The 16,987-nt window shown below is 63.1% G+C and carries 16 protein-coding genes and 2 tRNA genes; 8 read left to right on the forward strand and 10 right to left on the reverse strand.

The window, feature by feature from the left end:
* Positions 1 to 93 precede the first annotated feature (93 nt).
* The 6 genes from M8859_RS12840 to M8859_RS12865 all read right to left on the reverse strand — a co-directional run bounded on the left by M8859_RS12840 (position 94) and on the right by M8859_RS12865 (position 7,368).
* On the reverse strand, positions 94 to 1,125 hold the full coding sequence (locus M8859_RS12840) for a 2-hydroxyacid dehydrogenase (protein ID WP_283779635.1): 1,032 nt from the start codon (positions 1,123 to 1,125) through the stop codon (positions 94 to 96).
* Positions 1,122 to 2,096, reverse strand: a complete 975-nt coding sequence (locus tag M8859_RS12845) for a pyridoxal phosphate-dependent aminotransferase (protein ID WP_195069879.1) — start codon at positions 2,094 to 2,096, stop codon at positions 1,122 to 1,124. Before M8859_RS12845 ends, M8859_RS12840 begins: the two co-directional genes overlap by 4 nt.
* A 323-nt stretch (positions 2,097 to 2,419) precedes the next feature.
* On the reverse strand, positions 2,420 to 3,889 hold the full coding sequence (locus tag M8859_RS12850; RefSeq protein ID WP_195069878.1) for an MFS transporter: 1,470 nt from the start codon (positions 3,887 to 3,889) through the stop codon (positions 2,420 to 2,422).
* A 162-nt stretch (positions 3,890 to 4,051) separates the two neighbouring features.
* A complete protein-coding gene (locus tag M8859_RS12855; RefSeq protein WP_249644271.1) occupies positions 4,052 to 5,845 on the reverse strand; it encodes a choline/carnitine O-acyltransferase in 1,794 nt (597 codons plus the stop codon).
* A gap of 190 nt (positions 5,846 to 6,035) precedes the next feature.
* On the reverse strand, positions 6,036 to 6,839 hold the full coding sequence (locus tag M8859_RS12860) for a MerR family transcriptional regulator (RefSeq protein WP_249644272.1): 804 nt from the start codon (positions 6,837 to 6,839) through the stop codon (positions 6,036 to 6,038).
* Positions 6,832 to 7,368, reverse strand: coding sequence for a VOC family protein (locus M8859_RS12865; RefSeq protein WP_159922208.1), 537 nt, complete (start codon positions 7,366 to 7,368; stop codon positions 6,832 to 6,834). Before M8859_RS12865 ends, M8859_RS12860 begins: the two co-directional genes overlap by 8 nt.
* Positions 7,369 to 7,596: 228 nt before the next feature.
* On the opposite strand from M8859_RS12865, the gene M8859_RS12870 reads away from it, so the two are divergent.
* Positions 7,597 to 8,241: a DUF4097 family beta strand repeat-containing protein gene (locus M8859_RS12870; protein ID WP_195069876.1), complete on the forward strand. Its 645-nt coding sequence runs from the start codon at positions 7,597 to 7,599 to the stop codon at positions 8,239 to 8,241.
* Between the two features lie 215 nt (positions 8,242 to 8,456).
* Here the strand turns inward: M8859_RS12870 and M8859_RS12875 are convergent, their stop codons facing one another.
* The 3 genes from M8859_RS12875 to M8859_RS12885 form a co-directional block, all read right to left on the reverse strand.
* The gene (locus M8859_RS12875; protein ID WP_159922212.1) at positions 8,457 to 8,825 is read right to left on the reverse strand and encodes a VOC family protein; all 369 of its coding nucleotides are present in this window, start codon (positions 8,823 to 8,825) and stop codon (positions 8,457 to 8,459) included.
* Positions 8,826 to 8,827: 2 nt separating this feature from the next.
* A complete protein-coding gene (locus M8859_RS12880; protein WP_159922214.1) occupies positions 8,828 to 9,223 on the reverse strand; it encodes a VOC family protein in 396 nt (131 codons plus the stop codon).
* Positions 9,224 to 9,425: 202 nt separating this feature from the next.
* Positions 9,426 to 9,498 (reverse strand) — tRNA-Ala (locus M8859_RS12885).
* Positions 9,499 to 9,591: 93 nt separating this feature from the next.
* Between M8859_RS12885 and M8859_RS12890 the strand changes: the two genes are divergently transcribed.
* Positions 9,592 to 9,747 (forward strand): hypothetical protein, encoded by a 156-nt coding sequence (locus M8859_RS12890; protein ID WP_159922216.1) that lies wholly within the window; start codon positions 9,592 to 9,594, stop codon positions 9,745 to 9,747.
* Positions 9,748 to 9,766: 19 nt separating this feature from the next.
* Here M8859_RS12890 and M8859_RS12895 read toward each other — a convergent pair whose 3' ends face one another.
* Positions 9,767 to 10,429, reverse strand: coding sequence for a TetR/AcrR family transcriptional regulator (locus M8859_RS12895; RefSeq protein ID WP_195069874.1), 663 nt, complete (start codon positions 10,427 to 10,429; stop codon positions 9,767 to 9,769).
* A 132-nt stretch (positions 10,430 to 10,561) separates the two neighbouring features.
* Between M8859_RS12895 and M8859_RS12900 the strand changes: the two genes are divergently transcribed.
* From M8859_RS12900 to M8859_RS12925, 6 genes are all read left to right on the forward strand, one after another.
* On the forward strand, positions 10,562 to 11,695 hold the full coding sequence (locus M8859_RS12900; RefSeq protein WP_159922220.1) for a VOC family protein: 1,134 nt from the start codon (positions 10,562 to 10,564) through the stop codon (positions 11,693 to 11,695).
* A complete protein-coding gene (locus tag M8859_RS12905) occupies positions 11,692 to 12,627 on the forward strand; it encodes a fumarylacetoacetate hydrolase family protein (protein ID WP_249644273.1) in 936 nt (311 codons plus the stop codon). Before M8859_RS12900 ends, M8859_RS12905 begins: the two co-directional genes overlap by 4 nt.
* 93 nt (positions 12,628 to 12,720) lie before the next feature.
* Complete coding sequence (mhpA, locus tag M8859_RS12910) at positions 12,721 to 14,253, forward strand: bifunctional 3-(3-hydroxy-phenyl)propionate/3-hydroxycinnamic acid hydroxylase MhpA (protein ID WP_195069871.1); 1,533 nt, start codon at positions 12,721 to 12,723, stop codon at positions 14,251 to 14,253.
* Positions 14,254 to 14,498: 245 nt separating this feature from the next.
* Positions 14,499 to 14,571: transfer RNA gene (locus M8859_RS12915), tRNA-Ala, on the forward strand.
* 206 nt (positions 14,572 to 14,777) lie between these two features.
* Positions 14,778 to 15,503: a ParA family protein gene (locus tag M8859_RS12920; RefSeq protein ID WP_159922226.1), complete on the forward strand. Its 726-nt coding sequence runs from the start codon at positions 14,778 to 14,780 to the stop codon at positions 15,501 to 15,503.
* Positions 15,503 to 16,294, forward strand: a complete 792-nt coding sequence (locus M8859_RS12925; RefSeq protein WP_159922228.1) for a hypothetical protein — start codon at positions 15,503 to 15,505, stop codon at positions 16,292 to 16,294. The genes M8859_RS12920 and M8859_RS12925 overlap by 1 nt, the downstream gene beginning before the upstream one ends.
* Positions 16,295 to 16,987: the final 693 nt, after the last annotated feature.

A 16,987-nucleotide genomic window follows, 5' to 3' on the forward strand; every position in this document is an offset into this window, starting at 1 on the left:
GCGGGTCATACGTGACCGAGTCGGAGCGCGAGATGAACTGCCCTACCCATGCGCTTGTTCGAACGCCGTAGAACACGGCCATGGATTATGAGGTCAAGGTCTCTGCCGAACCGGCAACCAATGGGCGTTGTCACGGTATTCAAGGTTGACAACTCGGTGGTCTTCTCCGGTTTCCAAGACATTCTTTATGGAATCGACGTTGGCCGCGAGTATCCCGCGGAAGGACTCTTCGGTAGCACCGGCCGCGTGCGGGGTGACGAGGAACCGTCCGTTGCCCAATGCCATCAGCCCGAGCGGATCGGTCCGGTGCGATGGCGTCGGCACGATGTAGTAGCTGTCCATAGCGGCGGCAGCGAGACGACCATCGAGCAGCGCGGATCGCAGGGATGCCGGATCCACCAGCTCCGCCTCGGCCGTGTTGATCAGAATCGCACCGGGTTTGACGGATGCAAGTTGCGTTTCGCCGATCATCCGCACCGTCTGCGGTCCGTATGCAATGTGCAGGCTGATTACGTCGGACTCGGCAAGCAGCTCAGGTAGCTCGACTCGACGAGCGACGATATCTCGTTCCACTTCCGGTTTGGCTGTCCGGCTCACATAGACCACCCGCATGCCGAATCCGTTGGCCGCTATCCGGGCGACGATGGCACCGATGGTACCCATACCGACGATTCCGAGCGTCCTCGAATGCAGGTTGCGTCCTATGGTCTTGTTCCATCGACCCGCCTTCGTTTCCATGGCCGCATCCGTGATCCTGCGCCAGGCATCGACCATGAGACCGATCGTGAATTCCGCGACCGCCCGCGCATTGGCTCCGGGCGCGTTGGTCACTGCGATTCCCGCCGCGGTCGCTGCACCGGTGTCGATGTACGCGTGATACCCGACACCCATGAATGCAATGACTTTGAGGTCGTCGGCGGTGGCCAATGCGGCAGATGTCGCACGCTCCACACCACCCAGAATGTATGCATCCTTGTCCATCAGAGCACGCGCCAACTGTGTTTCGGACAGGTGGCGGTGACACACCTCGACGTCGAGATCCTGTTGGCGCAGCCAGTCGACATCGGCTGGCATCAAATCCGTCCCGGTGACCAAGACACGGCTACGGTTCGATCGAGCTCTCATCGTTGGATCTCTCGCGCAGCGAGTCTTGTTTCGGTGTGTCGTAGCAAGTGCGCACCCTCCAGCATCAACTGTGGATCCCGAGCCAAGGCAACGCGTACGAGATTTCGCCCCTGTTCCCGCTGATGCCAGAAGAAGTTGGTCCCGGGTAGAATGTGGACTCCGTTTCGAATCGCATCGTGGACGAAGACTTCGCAATCACTTCCTTCCGGTAGGCGCAGCCAATCCACCGAAACAGGTGATTGCATTTCGGTTATGAATTCGAGATTCCCGTCGGATAAGACCGATCGGAGGATAGCCCGGTTCTTCGAGACCGCAGGCAGAATGCTATTCTCGATGCCATTCCTCGCGCTGTCCTGGATGAACTCGGTCAGGACCCGCAAATGGAACGGAGAGACGCTCTGCAGCAAATCATCGTGCAGTCGGTACATACCTGCGTACATGTCCGGACTACACACCGTCAACCCGACCTTTATTTCACTGCTCGACCATGTCTTACCCGTATCCTCGAGCATAATATACGAGACGCCCGAATCCTCGAGGATTTCGTACTGCGACCAACCGATCGGCGCCGGCGAAAAGAATCTGAAAGACGCGTCCAGTACAAGAGTGCAACGGTGGTCGACACAGTACTGAACCAGTATTCTGAATTCGGGTTCGGACAACACCCATCCGGTTGGATTGTTGGGCGATACGAGCCATACCACCGCAGGTTCGAGCCGAGCCAATGCCACAGGAAGTTGCTCGACCGTACAATCCTTTTCCGATAGCGGTACAACCTCGACATTTTCGCGGAGCAAGATAGACGAGATGTTGTCGAAAACCGGTTCGATCAACGCAACTCGCTTGCCTGCGCGGGCGCAGTGGCTTACCACCATTGTTATTGCGGACGAGGCGGAATACGACAGCATATACCTGGAAAAGTCCTGGTGTATCGGCTCGTCGGCAAGGTTCATAAACGCTCTGATGAACACCTCCTCCAACTTGGACTGGGACCACTTCCGGGCTTCGTGGAAGAGCTCCGGAAATCGGTCGATTATGTCGATCTGCGTAGACGTCAGAGGTTGCCGGCAATGGGCGTCGGATAGATTTATGGCTTGATCGAGACTGCGTCGCTCGTACGTGGTGCTAGTTGTTTGCGCGGTCGGATCGGAATTTGAAATTCGCGTTTGGATACTTGTCACGCTCGGTTGACCTCGAGTATCTGTAGTTGTATTCTGACGGTTTGGCTCGGTCGCGTATCGGATTTTCTACGGCGATGGCCGGAAGTGCACAGCGGTTCAGCGAGACCAGGAAATCAACTCGGTGATCGGTTCCATGGTGATCCTGTTTTTTCTGTGGTGATGCCGGTCCAGGGTGTTCGGAGATCGCGAACCTCAGACCGGCCGGGGACGCTTGCCCTGGAATTCGCTGATGATCCGTCCCGGAATCGATCCGCATCGCGAAGTTCGAGAACCAGCAGCTTCTCTTTTTCCTCGGCGGTGCTATTTCCACCGAGGAATATGTCGAGCGAGCCATCGCTATTCCGGGAAAACACAACCTGCGCGATATCGAGTATCCATCGCGCGGCAGTGACAATGCGCGCTCCACCCGCTTTACCGGTCTGCCCACGTACGGCGAGGGCGCGCGCTGCGGTTCGGCCCAGCACGATTCCCGCACCGATACCGAGTGCAGCCGTGGATAGTATTCCTACCGACGAACCGGCGAAATGAACGGTCTGGCTCGCCACAGTACTTCCCATGGCAATCCCTACCCACATCAAGCTGAAATGGAAACCAAGAGCTTCACCAGGCGCATCCTGGGAAAATGCCGCATTCATGTGATCGGTACATGCCGGGAAAACAGCACCGGCCAGCATGCCCACGACGAAGACGGCTATCGCCAGCTCAACTGGTCCGGACGCGAAGGCGCAAGGCACCAAGCCGGTTCCGAGCCCCACCAGCAGTACATACGGCGAAACGGTTATGGAGATCGAACCGTATAGGTACCCGCCTACCACGGCGCCGGCCGCGCCGACGGCGAGCATCAGACCAGTTGCTTCCTCGGCGTGGAAATCGCTCATCATCGCGATGACGAACATTTCCTCTGCGCTTATTATGGCACCGGCTGCGGCGTACGCGATACATGCTGCGACGAATCCGGACTGTAACCAAGACCGCCGTGGGATTGTTCGATGTATTCGGCTCGTATCGGTTGGCGGCGATGGGTTGGGTCTCAGCAAAAGGACTACCCCGCAACACAAGACCACCATTCGTGCCGCCAAAAGCACCACATCGGTGTCCAGGATACTCATCGCTGCAACCGCCAGCGGCGGCCCGGCCAGAACAGAAACATCCGCGGTCATTTCGTACGCCGCCAGCGCTGGACGCCGCTGACGGTCGGTCGTGGCGACGGTTATAGCCTGTTTTGCGACGTTGATGACCGGTATTTCGAACCATGCTGCCAGTGCTGCGAGCAACAGCAGCACTGTGAACGGAGTGAATGGCGCTACAGCCCAGCACATTCCGTTGATCAGGATAGCTCGAACCAGAGTGAGCCGCGTGCTCAGACGGTCGAGCTGCGGGCCGCGGCGTAGCTCGGTTCCGGCCATACACAGGTAAACTATGGTGCTCAATAGGCCTGCAGCAGCGAAGGAGAGATCCAACGTACTCCGCACATGCATGACCAGCAACAGAGATTGGGAGTTGAGAACAGTACGGAACAGTAGGCTGAGCAACACCATTTCACATACTGTTCGATTCGTCAGAAGGTCGAGATAGGCTTTCACCTTCGTTCACCCGGTGTGTAACTCGTCTTGTTGAAAGGTATCGGGGTACCGATCAGAAGCGCATGTCGAGTATCTTCGCCACAGCGCCCTTGAATCCGGGCTTTATAACTTTCGTGCACTGTTTCGTGATTACTTCGGCATTCTACTCGTCAATATTCTGCGTCACTGCGCGATGACTGCCGTCTCCAGGAGATCGGACAACTCTGGGATGGCGACGGACATAGCGTGCGCGAATCCCTTCAGTTGCTGTTCTATCTCCTTGAACGCGCTGAGGTGGATATCGAGACGTAGCGGCTGCAAGGTGTAGCCGATACCGATGCATCGGGTGCTTATCGGGCCGAAACCGAAGAATCGGATATTGCCCGATGAGACGGAACTGGTGCTGAGGTAATCATCGCGCAGAATTGTCCAGCCGGGGGATTCGTAAAGCGCGAGCGCTTCATCGCCGCGCTGCCGCTGAATTCGCTGTAGCTCCACCAGGTGCCGTTCGGGCGCGCGCCCCGCTTGGCAGTCTCTGGTGTTGGCGGCGTGCGCCTCCACCGCGGCACGTAGCGCTTCGGCCCGAGCACCGGCAGTCGCGGTCGGATCGTCCATCAACGCTACAAAGCGAACAACCTCGGGGGTCACCGCCCGGAGGGCCTCTGTGCGGCCGTTGCGGTAATGCCGTACAGCAACGGATTCGTAGGTGGTGCCGAGAAATCCTCTCGACCGTTGATGAGCCAGCTGGAAGGCCATCTGTACCAATGCATCCGGGGACACTCCGAGACGCTTGGCAGTGTCCGACCCGAATCCGCCGATCGTGACCACCTCCGTAACCGTCTCATTCACCTGTCTACCGAAATCCGCCGAGGCTTGCCGGATCTCCTTCTGCAGATGGTGGTTGAGACGGAACTCGATCGGCGACATCGCGGGAACTCGTCCGGTCTTCTCCGCCGAAATCGTCGTCGAACCGCCCAAAACGGCGTCGCAGAAGCTGGCCACGGTTGTTCCGTCCAGACCGGATTCCTCGATGTTGAGGCCCGCGCGGCCATCGGGGAACACGATGAATGTCAGCGCTTTGTCGTACCAACGGTTTCCGCCATCCCCATGCATGAGCTGGCGGCATGCCGCGCGCTCGTCCTCGGGCACGAAATCTTCGAGCGCTACGCAGAACAGGGCCGTTTCTATCGTCTCGAGTCCGGCGGCGTTTGCCGCATCTTCGATGAGGGCCTGGCGGGCATTCGCCCATGCGACACGCGAAGTCGTCGTCAGCGCTCCCGGCGATGGCGTCACAGCCGCATCGGTGGCCTTGATCGCGTCCAGCCCGGCCATCACGTCCTGGACAGAATATGCGGTTCCGTCATCGGCGATGATCTCCAAGCGGAACGCATGTCGACGGAAAAAGACGACTATGTGGCTTGCCGTCGAGGGCCCCGGCTGCACGGCGTTGTAGGCGGAGCGCACGGAGTCGCATTCGATGCCGGGAATCCTGGTCGTACCGAATAGGTATCTGTTCTGATGCATGGACTGTCGCCGGCCGCGCAGCATCACAGGGGATACCAGCTCGGCGTCGAGTTCGAGCTTGTATTCGGCGGTGCGCGAGATCAGTTCGGCGGCACGTTCGAGTTGCCCATGCTCGGAGTCGGTGAACAAGAAGAACGAGTTCGCGTTGAACGCGATACTGTCTCTATAGCCGAGATGGCGAGACGCCCAGAATGCATCGAGCCAACTGTGGACGCCGGGCATCCGATCGAATCGCTCGATCTCCTCCTGCCACATCCGTGCCGGACTCTCCGGTGCGAGGAATTCCTCCACCGCAGTCTCGGTGACAGCCAGTTGCTCGGCTGTCAGCAAAGGCACACATCGCTCGAGGAATCGCTTGCACGTCTCATCCAACCTCGGGATCGGGAGTCGAGGCAGTTGATCGTCGAAATCGAATGTACCACCGTTGTTTTCGCTGCCGAGGTTCTCGTTCACCGCTCGAGTGTCCCACCACCACCGCTGCGGCGGCTGGCTCCATCGGTGGGAAGGCCGGATAAGGCCACACGAGCGAGTCCGACCTAGGGATTCCTCTCCCGCACCGGAATCACACCCTGATGCCCGCCCCCGCATGGCCGCGAGCACCAGACCGTGGGCATGTCGGGGTGCGGGCTTCCGGACCCGCGCTCTACTGCCAGCTCGCGGTGTCGGGGTCGATGCCGTGGGCGCGGGCGCTGGCGTCGACGATTCGACGGAACCACGTGGCAAGGCCGGCGCGGATGCTGTCGTAATGGGCAGCGAACCCCGGATCGGCTTCGAACATGCGGCCGAGACAGACCTGCATCTGCCTGGTGAGGGGAAAGTACGAAGCGAAAACTTCGCGGTGCCACTCGACGAGTCGATTCGCTTCTTGGCTACCAGGTGTGACGCCGGCGTCCATCGCATCCCCGAGTGCGCGTTCGAGGCCGGCGACGGCGTCGGCGATGGCCTGCCATTCCTCCGGACCGCGAGAGGCTGAGCGTTCGGCGTACTGCTGCCATTGCGTCGTGTCTCCGTAGCGCTGACGGGCTTGGGCGGGCCGGTCCGGGTTCCACTGGGGGCCGAAGATCGCGGCCTGCTGCTCGACGGTGAGCAGCAGGCCGCGCTCGTGGGCATCGATCATCCGATCCAGCCCGGCGCTGAGCTGCTGGAGGCGGTCGATCCGTGCCGCGACCTGGGTGCGCTGCGCGCGCAATGCGCCGGGCACGTCTGCGGTCGAGTCGTCCAAGATGGCCTGAATCCTGTCCAGGCCGAGACCGATCTCGCGGTAGACGACGATGCGGTGTAGGCGTTCCAGATCACCAGCGGTGTAGAGCCGGTATCCGGCGGCCGTGCGCAGCGACGGTCGCGCCAGACCGATCTCATCCCAGTGGTGCAGCGCGCGGACTGTCACGCCCAGACGCGTCGAGACCTGACCGACGGTCAGGCCATCGGCGTCAATGGCATCAGGCATGCTCCGCATTGTCGCCGCGACCGACGCCCGGTGGGGTGATCCCGACGGCTTCAAGGTCGCGTGCCTCCTGACTTGCCGGATCGAAGGGCTTGGCCGCGGTGAGAACGATCCGTGCGTTTTCGGGGGTGATCACCGCCACATCGCGGGTGTTCCAGGAAGTATCCCGTGGGCCATCGACCGAGTTCGGGCGCAAGGCACGACAAGCCTCGACAAGGGAATCGACCTGGTCGAGCACGCACGCGAAACTGAAGCTGATCTCTGGTGTCTGCTCCGGAACGCTCGCCGCCGCGATGAGCAGTACGTCTTGAAACGCCCACCGGCGCAAATGGACGAGCCTGCCGGGAATGCTGAACAGTTCGATGAACCCGAGCCCACGAATCCAGAAGTCCACCGACTCCGCCAAATCGCTCGTGGGGATCGTCACGAACGCGGGCATTCCATAGATGCCACGGAACGGCTCCGGTGCCACCGCATCCGGGCCGGGAGCGGGCACGGGACTCATCTCGAACGCGTTGTAGTAGTCACTCATGCACCCACCCTGGAGCCTCACGCAGCGTGAGGGTCAACCCCGATTTTCGAATCGCACTGGGACCAGACCGAACTCCGTGTCAGATGGCATGTCAGGTCGGCGTCAGGCCGGTGTCAGCCGGGCTGGCGACAGTATTCATGTGAGCGGCACAGCAAGCGCAGCTCACCGGCTGGGTCCGCTGACCCGCCGTCCGGTTCACAAGCCAACTCGCGCTGAAGGAGTACAGCCATGCCCGCATTCGAGACACCGGAACCGATCGCCGTCACCGTCGAGGTGCTGTCCGGCAACGTCACGGTCATCGCCTCGGACCGTACCGACACCGTCGTCGAGGTCAGGCCGGCCGATGTGTCCAAGACCGGTGACGTGCGTGCCGCCGAGCAGACAGAGGTCGATTTCGCCGCAGGCACACTGACGGTCAAGACGCCGAAAGGATGGCGCACGTACACCCCCTTCGGTGGCAACCCGTCGGTCGAGGTGACCATCGAGGTGCCCACCGGCTCCCGGCTGAAGGGCACCGCCGCTGTGGGCCGATTGCTGGGTAGCGGTGAACTCGGCCAGTGCGACCTGGAGATCTCCGCAGGCGACATCATCATCGAGCGCCCACACGGTTCGGTGACCGCGAAAACCGCGAAAGGCGACATCCGCATCGGCGAAGCCTCGCGCGGCGTGCTCCGGCTGGAGACATCGATGGGCGAGCTGGAAGTAGGTATCCGCCCGGGCAGTGCGGCACATCTGGAGGTCAACGCCCAGTACGGCACCGTGCAGAACCAGATGCAACCGGTCGGCCGGCCGCAGGACAACGAGGAAACCGTGCAGGTGTACGCACGCAACTCCTACGGCAACATCGTCATCCGGCACGCCACCGCCGCCTAGCGCAGCCAGCTCCCATCGACCCAGAGTCGCTCGGCGAGCTGTTCGACCGCGCGACATGCTCCCGGTCATCCGCAGCAAGGTCTTCGGGTGAGCGGGGGCACGCCGCCTGCGGTCACGCTGCCGATCGGGGCGGCCGGCAGCGTGACCGCGCCGGCGGCCGCTGCCGGGCAGGATCTTTCGCAGCTGGATGCGGGACGTGCGCTTCGTCTGGTGGGTTACTGCTGGAGGACGGATAAGACGTTGCCCGCGGGGTCGGTGAACCAGGCGATCAGGGGACCACCTCCGCGGTGTATGCCTTTCTCGTCCTGTTCGGCGAACTCATAGCGCTCGAAACGGACATTGCGGCGGGTGAGCTCATCGACGGCAGCCTCGATGTCGGGGACCGGAAAGTTCAATACCGTGAACGTCGCGGGACTGTGATCGGGTTTCGGGTACACCAGCACCGTGCCCCCGCCGCCGAGGTGCAGCTGGAGCATCCCGTTCTCCTCGGAGACCCGTATCCCCAATGTATCGGTGTAGAAGGTCTTGGCCGCCTCGATATCGTTCACCGAAAACCCGCTGAACGCGCTGCTGTCGGCAAGCATCACTAGCCCCTCTCGGTCATCTCGGCCCGATGCTGCGGGCTCAGCTGGATAAGTTGGACGTAGTTCCCATCAGGGTCTATCGCGGTGGCGAACAGGCTGCCGTCGCGATCATCGAGCTCGGCCAGCCACCGCCCTCCGAGGTCGTCGATCCGCCCGGCTATCGCCCGCGCATCGTCCACGTCGACGTTCAGGATCAGGCGGCCCGGCTCGGGGTTCGTGGGCCCGATGTCGTCGCGGCTGTCGATCAGAACATAGAAACCGCCGAAGTCCAGGACATCGTAGCCAGGCTCGCCCGGCGTGCGGTCCACCTTCAGGTCGAACGCCGCCGCATACCAGTCACGCAGGCGGACCGGGTCGGTGCTGGACAACAACAAACTGCCGATCGTGGGTGTAGTCATATCAGTGCAGACGGCACGAGGCCGACGAACTCATCGGTGCGGACCGACGGTCCGCCCGTCCTCCGCTGACTCGCTATCCGGAGCATCGCAGAGGGGTGCCGATTCCGGAACACGTCGACGAGGCGGCGACGGTCGGCCCGCGTACGGGGAGGGCGGGAAACAAGAAGGCGAGTGCTCTCATGAGCACCCGCCTTCGATTGTGTGGAGCCTAGGGGAATCGAACCCCTAACCCCTGCCTTGCAAAGGCAGTGCTCTGCCAATTGAGCTAAGGCCCCGTCACGGCTTCCGACGTACAGACGCCTCGAAAACGGTACCTTCTCGCCGTTGACGTGGTCAAAACGGCAGGATGGCGCGGCCACAGGAGGGCAATGGCCGGTATACGAGAGCTGGCCCCGGTGGTCGACCCGTTTCAGGCCCGGTACCACCCGCGCTGGTTCGGTCGTTACGTTCCGGATCTCGACATCGAGGGCGCTGAACTGGAAAAAGAGTTCACCCGGAGTGGCGCAGGTAGCACGACTGTCTGACTGCTGAACGCCCGCGCGGTCAGGCGGCGTCGTCGCGCCGCGGCAGCGCGTCGAGGGACAGCAGGGGAAGCGAGCAGATCTCGCGCGCCTCGTCGGCGGGGACGCCGAACATCCGCAGCAGGTCCTGGGTGACCTGATCGGTGGCGGCCGCGTCGTCGCGCTCGGGCTGATCGTGCAGCAACTGGCCCAGGCACAGGGCGGCACCGGCCACTATCGTCATGGCCAATTCCGCGTCGCTCGTCTGGAATCGGCCTGCGCGGGCCGCGGCCTCGATATCGCGACGAGCGCGCGGTGCGAGCCCTTTCTCGGAGGCGGTGAGGGCGAGTCCGTTGTTCAGCAGCACCTTGCTGAGGGTCGGGTTCTTCCGGTGCATGCGTCCGGTCAACCGGAAACTCTGCGCGAAAACTTCGGCCGGGTCATCGATGCCTTCGGTCAGGATGTCGAGGACGGCGCCGTGCTGGTCGAGCGCCTCCTCGACTGCCGCATGGAACAGCTCTTCCCGGCTCTGGAAGTGGTTGTAGAACGACCCCATGCCCACGTCGGCGGCTTGGGTGATCTCCAGGATCGGCGCGTTCAGTCTTCCGTTCGCGATGAACGACTGCGCCGCCGTCACGAGGGCGGCGCGGGTACGGGCTTTGCGGCGCTGCAAGCGGTTGGGCTCCGCACCGGTCTGATCGGTCATGCGCGCTCCTGTCCCTGTCGGTCGTCCGACCATGGTAGCCGCCGCGGCTCACTTATGACGAATTCATCAGAGCTTGTTGACTGAGTATCGAGTCGCATGTGACGATATCGTCATATATGGAGGGAGGGGTCGATGCTCGACCATCACGACCCACACACCGGATTGCACAGCGAGGACGGCGCGGTGGCGGGCGAACATCCGGGCCGAGCGCTCGATCCGATCGTGAAAGTGCACGATCTGGCGTGGCTGGAGTTCGAGAAGCCGGACCTGGCGCGCGCCGAGGTCTTCGCGCGCGCGTTCGGTTTCGCGACCTCGCTGCGCACGGCGGACGAACTGTACTTGCGCGGTACCGACCCGCAGTCTCCCTGCGTGGTGATTCGCCGGGGCATGCGCTCGCGGTTCATCGGCCCGGCCTTCCGCGCGGCCGACACCACCGACCTGCTCCGGCTGGCGAACGCCGGTGGAAGCAAGGTGGTGAACCTGCCGGAAAGCCTCGGCGGGTCGGCGATCGATCTGACCGACCCGACCGGATTGCGGGTGCGGGTTGTCGCCGACACCCACAAACTTCCCGCCCTCCCCGCGCAGACACCTCACACGCTCAACTTCGGACACGAGGTGGCTCGCGCGAATCGGACGCAGCGGCCGCCTCGCGAGCCGGCACGGGTGCAGCGGCTCGGGCATGTGGTGGTGCAGACCACCAAGTACCGCGAAACGCTGGATTGGTACCTGCGGCGTCTGGGGCTGATCGTCAGCGACTTCCTCTACTACCCGGACCAACGCGAGCGCGGTCCGGTGATGAGCTTCATCCGCTGCGATCGCGGCCGGACGCCGGCGGACCATCACACATTGGCGTTGGTGCTCGGGCCGGCGAACCGGTACGTGCATTCGGCCTACCAAGTCGCTGACCTGGATGCTCTGGCCGTGGGCGGCGAGTACCTGCGTGATCGCGGTTACCACCGGTCGTGGGGGATCGGCAGGCACATCCAGGGCAGCCAGATCTTCGACTACTGGCGTGATCCGGACGGGTTGCTGGTCGAGCACTTCAGCGACGGCGACATGTTCGACTGCACGGTGGAACCCGGGTGGGCACCGTTCACCGCCTCCGGGCTTGCGCAATGGGGGCCGCCGGCCAGCAGAGACTTCCTCGGCATAAGACCGGGCCGAGAATCCGTTCGCGAGCTGCGCGCGATGGTCGACGCGCTGCGCGAGGACAACGAATTCGATCTCCGCCGCTTGCGCGGCCTGTTGAAAGTAGCCGGCTCATGAGCATTTCCGTTCTCCGCACCGCCGACGCCTGGTGGGTGGCCACACCAGCGGGCGCCGCCGAGGTCGATACCGCCGCGACCACCACCGGGCAACTGCTGGTCGACCGTCCGGCGATCCGCGCGGCATCCGCGAGCAGCGAGGTCGTGCCGGTCGAGAGCCTGTCGCTGGTCTCGCCGGTGACCGCGCCGTGCCGGGTGGTCGCGCAGATGACGAATTTCGCCTCGCACGTCACCGATTCCGGCGGTGATCCGGAAAAGGTGCCGCTGACGTTCTTCCGCAAGACCTCGGGGTCGATCAGCGGCCCGCACGACGACGTCATCCGGCCCGCGCACGTGCGGCTGCTGGATTACGAGGTCGAGATCGGGCTGGTGTTCGGCCGCGAGATGCCGGTCGGATCGACGATCACAAGCGAGAACCTCGCCGACTACATCGCCGGTCTGGTCGTCACCAACGACATCTCCGCCCGCGACCTCCAGCTGCCGAAAACCCAGTTCTACGAGGCGAAGTCCTATCCGACATTCACCCCGGTCGGGCCCGCTCTGGTGCTGCTGGAGGCAGACGAACTGGAGCGGTTCACCGACCTGCGGTTGCGGTTGTGGGTCAACGGCGGGCTGCGGCAGGACATGACCGTCGCCGACATGATCTACCAGCCGCTGGAAACCCTGCGCGTGTTGACCGGTTTCCAGCGCATGGACGCCGGTGACCTGTTGCTCACCGGAACACCCGTCGGCACGGCGATCAGTGCACCGCCCAAGCCGGTCGAAATCATCGGCTCGCTGCTGCCGCCCGCGGTGAAGTGGAAGCTTTTCTTCAAAGGCCAGGCGAAGAATATGAAGTACCTGCACGACGGTGACGTCATCGAGGCAACGGTGTCCACCGACGACGGCGCCATCGACCTGGGCCGCCAGCGCACCACGGTGAGGCACCGGTGACCGAGAACGTGCCGACCCTGGACCCGCTGTGGCCACTATCGTGACTCGCCTCGTCACCGTCGTGTCTCTCGAGACGCTGTTCGGAACCGCCCGATGAGCGTTCCGGTCGTGATCGTCGGAGCCGGGCCGACCGGGATCACCGCGGCTGTCCTGCTCGCCCGATACGGTGTCGAGTCGCTGGTGCTGGAACGGTGGGAAGGCATCTACCCGCAACCGCGCGCGGTTCACCTGGACGGGGAGATCCGCAGGGTCTTGGCGAGGATGGGCGTCGAGGAGGCATTCGACGCCATCTCCAGGCCCGCACTCGGCCTGCGCCTGCTCGACCGGAACCTGCGGGTGATGGCCGAATTCCATCGCGATCCGGCGGGCAGCAGCAACGGTTACCCGGACGCGAACATGTTCGACCAACCGGAGCTGGAGGGGATACTGCGGGCCGCCGCGCGTCGCCACCCGGCGGTGACTGTTCGAGGCGATGTCGAAGTCACCGCGGTGACCGTGGAAACCGACGGCGTCCGAGTCGAGTTCACCGATCGGACCACCGGCGCGACGGCGTCGGTTCACGCACGGTACGTATTGGGCTGCGACGGCGCCAACAGCGTGGTCCGCGCCGCCATCGGCGCCGAGATGCGGGATCTGAGTTTCGAGCAACGGTGGCTGGTCGTAGACGTGGCCACCACGGTCGAACTCGGCGCGTGGGACGGCGTACATCAGGTGTGCGATCCGGTCCGCGCCGCGACCTACATGCGCATCGGAAAGGCACGCCACCGTTGGGAGTTCCGGCTGCGTCCCGGTGAGACAGCGGCCCACTACGGCGAGATCGGTCGGATACACGCCCTGATCCGACCGTGGACCGGTGGCGTTCCGATCGAGGACCTCCAGTTGCTCCGAGTGGCCGAGTACACCTTCCGCGCCCAGCTCGCCGACCGCTGGCGGGCGGGACCGGTCTTCCTACTGGGCGACGCGGCTCATCTCACGCCACCCTTCATCGGTCAGGGCATGGGCGCCGGACTGCGCGACGCGGCCAACCTCACCTGGAAGCTGGCCGGAGTGCTCGCCGGAGACCTGCCCGAGCAGGTGCTGGACTCCTACGAGACCGAACGAAAACCGCACACCCGGACGATGATCCGGCTGGCCAAGGTCACCGGGATGGCCATGACCGACGGCGGTGAACTGGGCAACCTGGTGCGCCGACTCCTCGCTCCGCAACTGCGTCGCCTGCCTGGCTTCCACGCTCTGGTCGCCAGCGGGGAGACGCCGCCGCTGCGCCGATCCGAGCTCGTCACGCGGCCGCGTCTGGGTCGTGGCCGGGCGGGGCATCTGATTCCCAATGTGGTCCTGGACGACGGCCGTCGCTACGACGATGTGGCCGCGGGCCGCTATACGATCGTCACCACGATTCAGCCGTCGTCTTTGCAGCGCACCCGGATCATCGAACGCGGCGCGGCAGTGGTGGTCGCGAGTCCCGGAAGCGAACTGCGGCGCTGGCTGCGCCGAGGCGGTACCCGTGCCGCGCTCGTCCGGCCCGACGGCGCTGTCCAGTGCTGCGCCATGGACTTGGAGGCGCTCTGCGCAGTCATGCCTCGATTCGGCCCTGGTCGCGCCATAGAGGTGAACATGAATGACTGACGGCTCGATCATGGCTGACGAAATATTCATTCCGAGATCTCGAGGCAGATCGACGGAACGCCGTGTTCGAGCCGGGACTCCCGGCCTGAGACCCCTGGGCGGGCTCTCGGCAGCACAGTAGGGTGGAGACCATGAAAATTCTCCTCACCGCCGGTGTGGTGGTTCTGGTCCTCTTCGGCATCTCCAAGCTGCGCCGGCGTGGCGACGCGGACATGTGGCACGAGGTGACCACCCGCTGATCCCCCGGGGCCTTAGCTCAATTGGCAGAGCACTGTCTTTGCAAGGCAGGGGTTAGGGGTTCGATTCCCCTAGGCTCCACTGGAACGCTGCTTGATTACCGGTTCGGGATGCAAGCGGCAAGTGCGCTACCCGAAAACCGAATCAGCTGAAATTTTGTGTCCAATTGGACACAGAGCGGTGACGCCACAGTCGCTACCAGGCCGGGCAATCAGACGAAATCAGACGTTTCTGTGCCAAACTGGCCTCGCACAGTAATGCACTCCTCACCCTCCGGAGGACCGTCTATGACGAATTCTGTTGCGCCACTCGAATTGCCCGAACCCCTCGTCATCACGCTGGGGAATCTGAAGGGCGGTGTCGGCAAAACGACATCAGCGTTCTTCTTGGCGAGCTACTTCGCTTCGGTTCACGAACTGCGGGTGCTGGTGATCGACGCCGACCCGCTCAGCCAGACCGGATACTCCTGGTACCGCAGGCTGGTCAAGGGGGGCATCGAGGTGCCGTTCGACCTGGTTGCGTTCCCTTCCCGGCATGTCGACGACTGCATCACCGACAATGCCGCCGATTTCGACGTCATCATCGTGGACGCCGGGGGTGAGTCCGCCGAGATCTTCAAGGCCGCGATACCGAAAAGCGATGAGCTCTTGTTGTTGACGAGTGTGAGCCCATCCGAAGTCAAACGAGTCCCGAGTACATTCAAGGCCGCCGAGGAGGCGGCGGCGGGCAGTGACCGTGAAATCCGGGTGCGGGTGCTGATGACCAAAGTTCCGGTGATCATGAAGAAAGGCGTGAACGTCTCCACCGAATACCGGGCGCAGCGGGGGCACCTGGAGAGCGCGGGCTACGACGTATTCAACTCCTATTTGAGCGCTTGGAAATGGTATCGGGAGGCGGCCGATGGGGAGGTCGGTGAGGGCGCCGAGAATCCGATCGAGAATTTGGGGGAGTACCAGCAGGTGGGCGACGAGCTGGTGCGCTCGTACCGGGCACTGATGGAGGTGCCGGCCTGATGCCTCCACAACGCAGGAAAGCCTCTATCGGCGGCGCCAACCCGCTCTCCGACGGCGCCGAGCATACGCCACCGGTTTCGCCGCTGCGCGATGCCGAATGGCGACGGTCGAAGCCGGCCGTGAGCCCGAACGTCTTGACCATGCCGGTCCCCGATGCGGGCGACGGGCCGCTGAGCGACCGCGAGCGGGCACAGTTGACGGTGTGCGAGTCGTCGATCGATACGCTGCGCATCGCATTCTGGGCGGCAGGGCGCGCACTGCAGATCGTGCGTGACGGCCGGCTCTATCGCGACAGCCACGAGACGTTCGACGAGTACGTGGAACAGCGCTGGGATATGCAACGGTCCTACGCCCACAAGCTGATTCGCGCCTGGCCGCTGGCCGCTCGGTTGCATCCGATAGCGCCCGCGATCAACGAGGGACAAGTTCGCGAATTGCTACCGGTGGTGGCCGAGTACGGCGAAGACGCGGCGGTCACCGTGTACACCACCGTGGCCGCGGGCGCCGATGTCAAGGTCACCGCGGGAAAGCTGCGGCAAGCGGTCGCACTGCTTCCCGAACGCTATGACGAGCAAGAGGTGGTGGAGCGGCTGCGGGCGTGGTTGCGCGGTGAGTTGCCGGACGGCCAGAACGACCGCGCGGCAGACATCTTCACCGCCATGGAGTCTCGGCTCGCCGCGCTGACCAGACGCGTCGTCAAGGGCTCGAGCGGCGACCCCCGGGCCGCACGGGAATTCGCCGCGAAGCTCAGGACGATCGCGAAGCAGATCGAGGAACAGATCATTGTGTGATGCCGGTGAACCAGCGGTGGCCCCGCAGCGGGATGGATTCCCCTGTGGGGCCATTGCGTCGTGGCACAGAATTCCGGGAAGGAAAGTTCATATTCACGAATGACACGGTATGAACGAGTTATTGTTTCGTTATGATTTTATGGCGTGTTGTGCTTTGCGTGTTGTGCATGATGCCGAAAGGTGAATGCTCGGATCGGATCCGCTGGGACTGAAGAAGCACCGTGATGGTTTTCGAATCAATTCGAGGTCTTCGGTGAAGCCAATCGCGCCGCGAATCGCGGCGTCGTACGGCTCTCCGGAGAACGGCGATATGAGCATCGGAGGACCGCATCATGGCATCAAAGACCGACGTCCGATATACCCGCTACCTGCGACGTGCTGTTTACTGGGTACTCGCCGCCGGGGCGGCCGTACTGCTGGGCATGTTGTTCAACGCCGCGGAGGCATCCGCACAGCCGGTAACCATCCCGGGCGTGGGAACGATCGAACTTCCCGCCGAAATTCCGCTTCCCGAAGCGCCAGAAGAATTGCTGCGGCACAACGCAATACTTCCGGTCACCGATACGCCGGTGAAGGCCGCGATCTCGGGAATGGAGCACTCTGCCGCTATGACGGTCCCGGAAATAGAGATCGCTCCCGCGACTCTCGGCCCGGCGGTCGAATTCCCGGTCTCGGTGGTCGTTCCCGTGATCG

This window comes from Nocardia sputi (genome assembly GCF_023501985.1).

What these genes read in the sequence shown, in the direction of transcription:
- M8859_RS12875 (WP_159922212.1), bottom strand. Translation starts at nt 8,825, where the DNA reads ATGCTTGCCGACAGCAGCGCGTTCAGCGGGTTTTCGGTGAACGATATC.
- M8859_RS12920 (WP_159922226.1), top strand. Translation starts at nt 14,778, where the DNA reads ATGACGAATTCTGTTGCGCCACTCGAATTGCCCGAACCCCTCGTCATC.
- M8859_RS12890 (WP_159922216.1), top strand. Translation starts at nt 9,592, where the DNA reads ATGGCCGGTATACGAGAGCTGGCCCCGGTGGTCGACCCGTTTCAGGCC.
- M8859_RS12900 (WP_159922220.1), top strand. Translation starts at nt 10,562, where the DNA reads ATGCTCGACCATCACGACCCACACACCGGATTGCACAGCGAGGACGGC.
- M8859_RS12905 (WP_249644273.1), top strand. Translation starts at nt 11,692, where the DNA reads ATGAGCATTTCCGTTCTCCGCACCGCCGACGCCTGGTGGGTGGCCACA.
- M8859_RS12860 (WP_249644272.1), bottom strand. Translation starts at nt 6,839, where the DNA reads ATGCCTGATGCCATTGACGCCGATGGCCTGACCGTCGGTCAGGTCTCG.
- M8859_RS12895 (WP_195069874.1), bottom strand. Translation starts at nt 10,429, where the DNA reads ATGACCGATCAGACCGGTGCGGAGCCCAACCGCTTGCAGCGCCGCAAA.
- M8859_RS12880 (WP_159922214.1), bottom strand. Translation starts at nt 9,223, where the DNA reads ATGACTACACCCACGATCGGCAGTTTGTTGTTGTCCAGCACCGACCCG.
- M8859_RS12865 (WP_159922208.1), bottom strand. Translation starts at nt 7,368, where the DNA reads ATGAGTGACTACTACAACGCGTTCGAGATGAGTCCCGTGCCCGCTCCC.
- M8859_RS12925 (WP_159922228.1), top strand. Translation starts at nt 15,503, where the DNA reads ATGCCTCCACAACGCAGGAAAGCCTCTATCGGCGGCGCCAACCCGCTC.
- M8859_RS12840 (WP_283779635.1), bottom strand. Translation starts at nt 1,125, where the DNA reads ATGAGAGCTCGATCGAACCGTAGCCGTGTCTTGGTCACCGGGACGGAT.
- M8859_RS12870 (WP_195069876.1), top strand. Translation starts at nt 7,597, where the DNA reads ATGCCCGCATTCGAGACACCGGAACCGATCGCCGTCACCGTCGAGGTG.
- mhpA (WP_195069871.1), top strand. Translation starts at nt 12,721, where the DNA reads ATGAGCGTTCCGGTCGTGATCGTCGGAGCCGGGCCGACCGGGATCACC.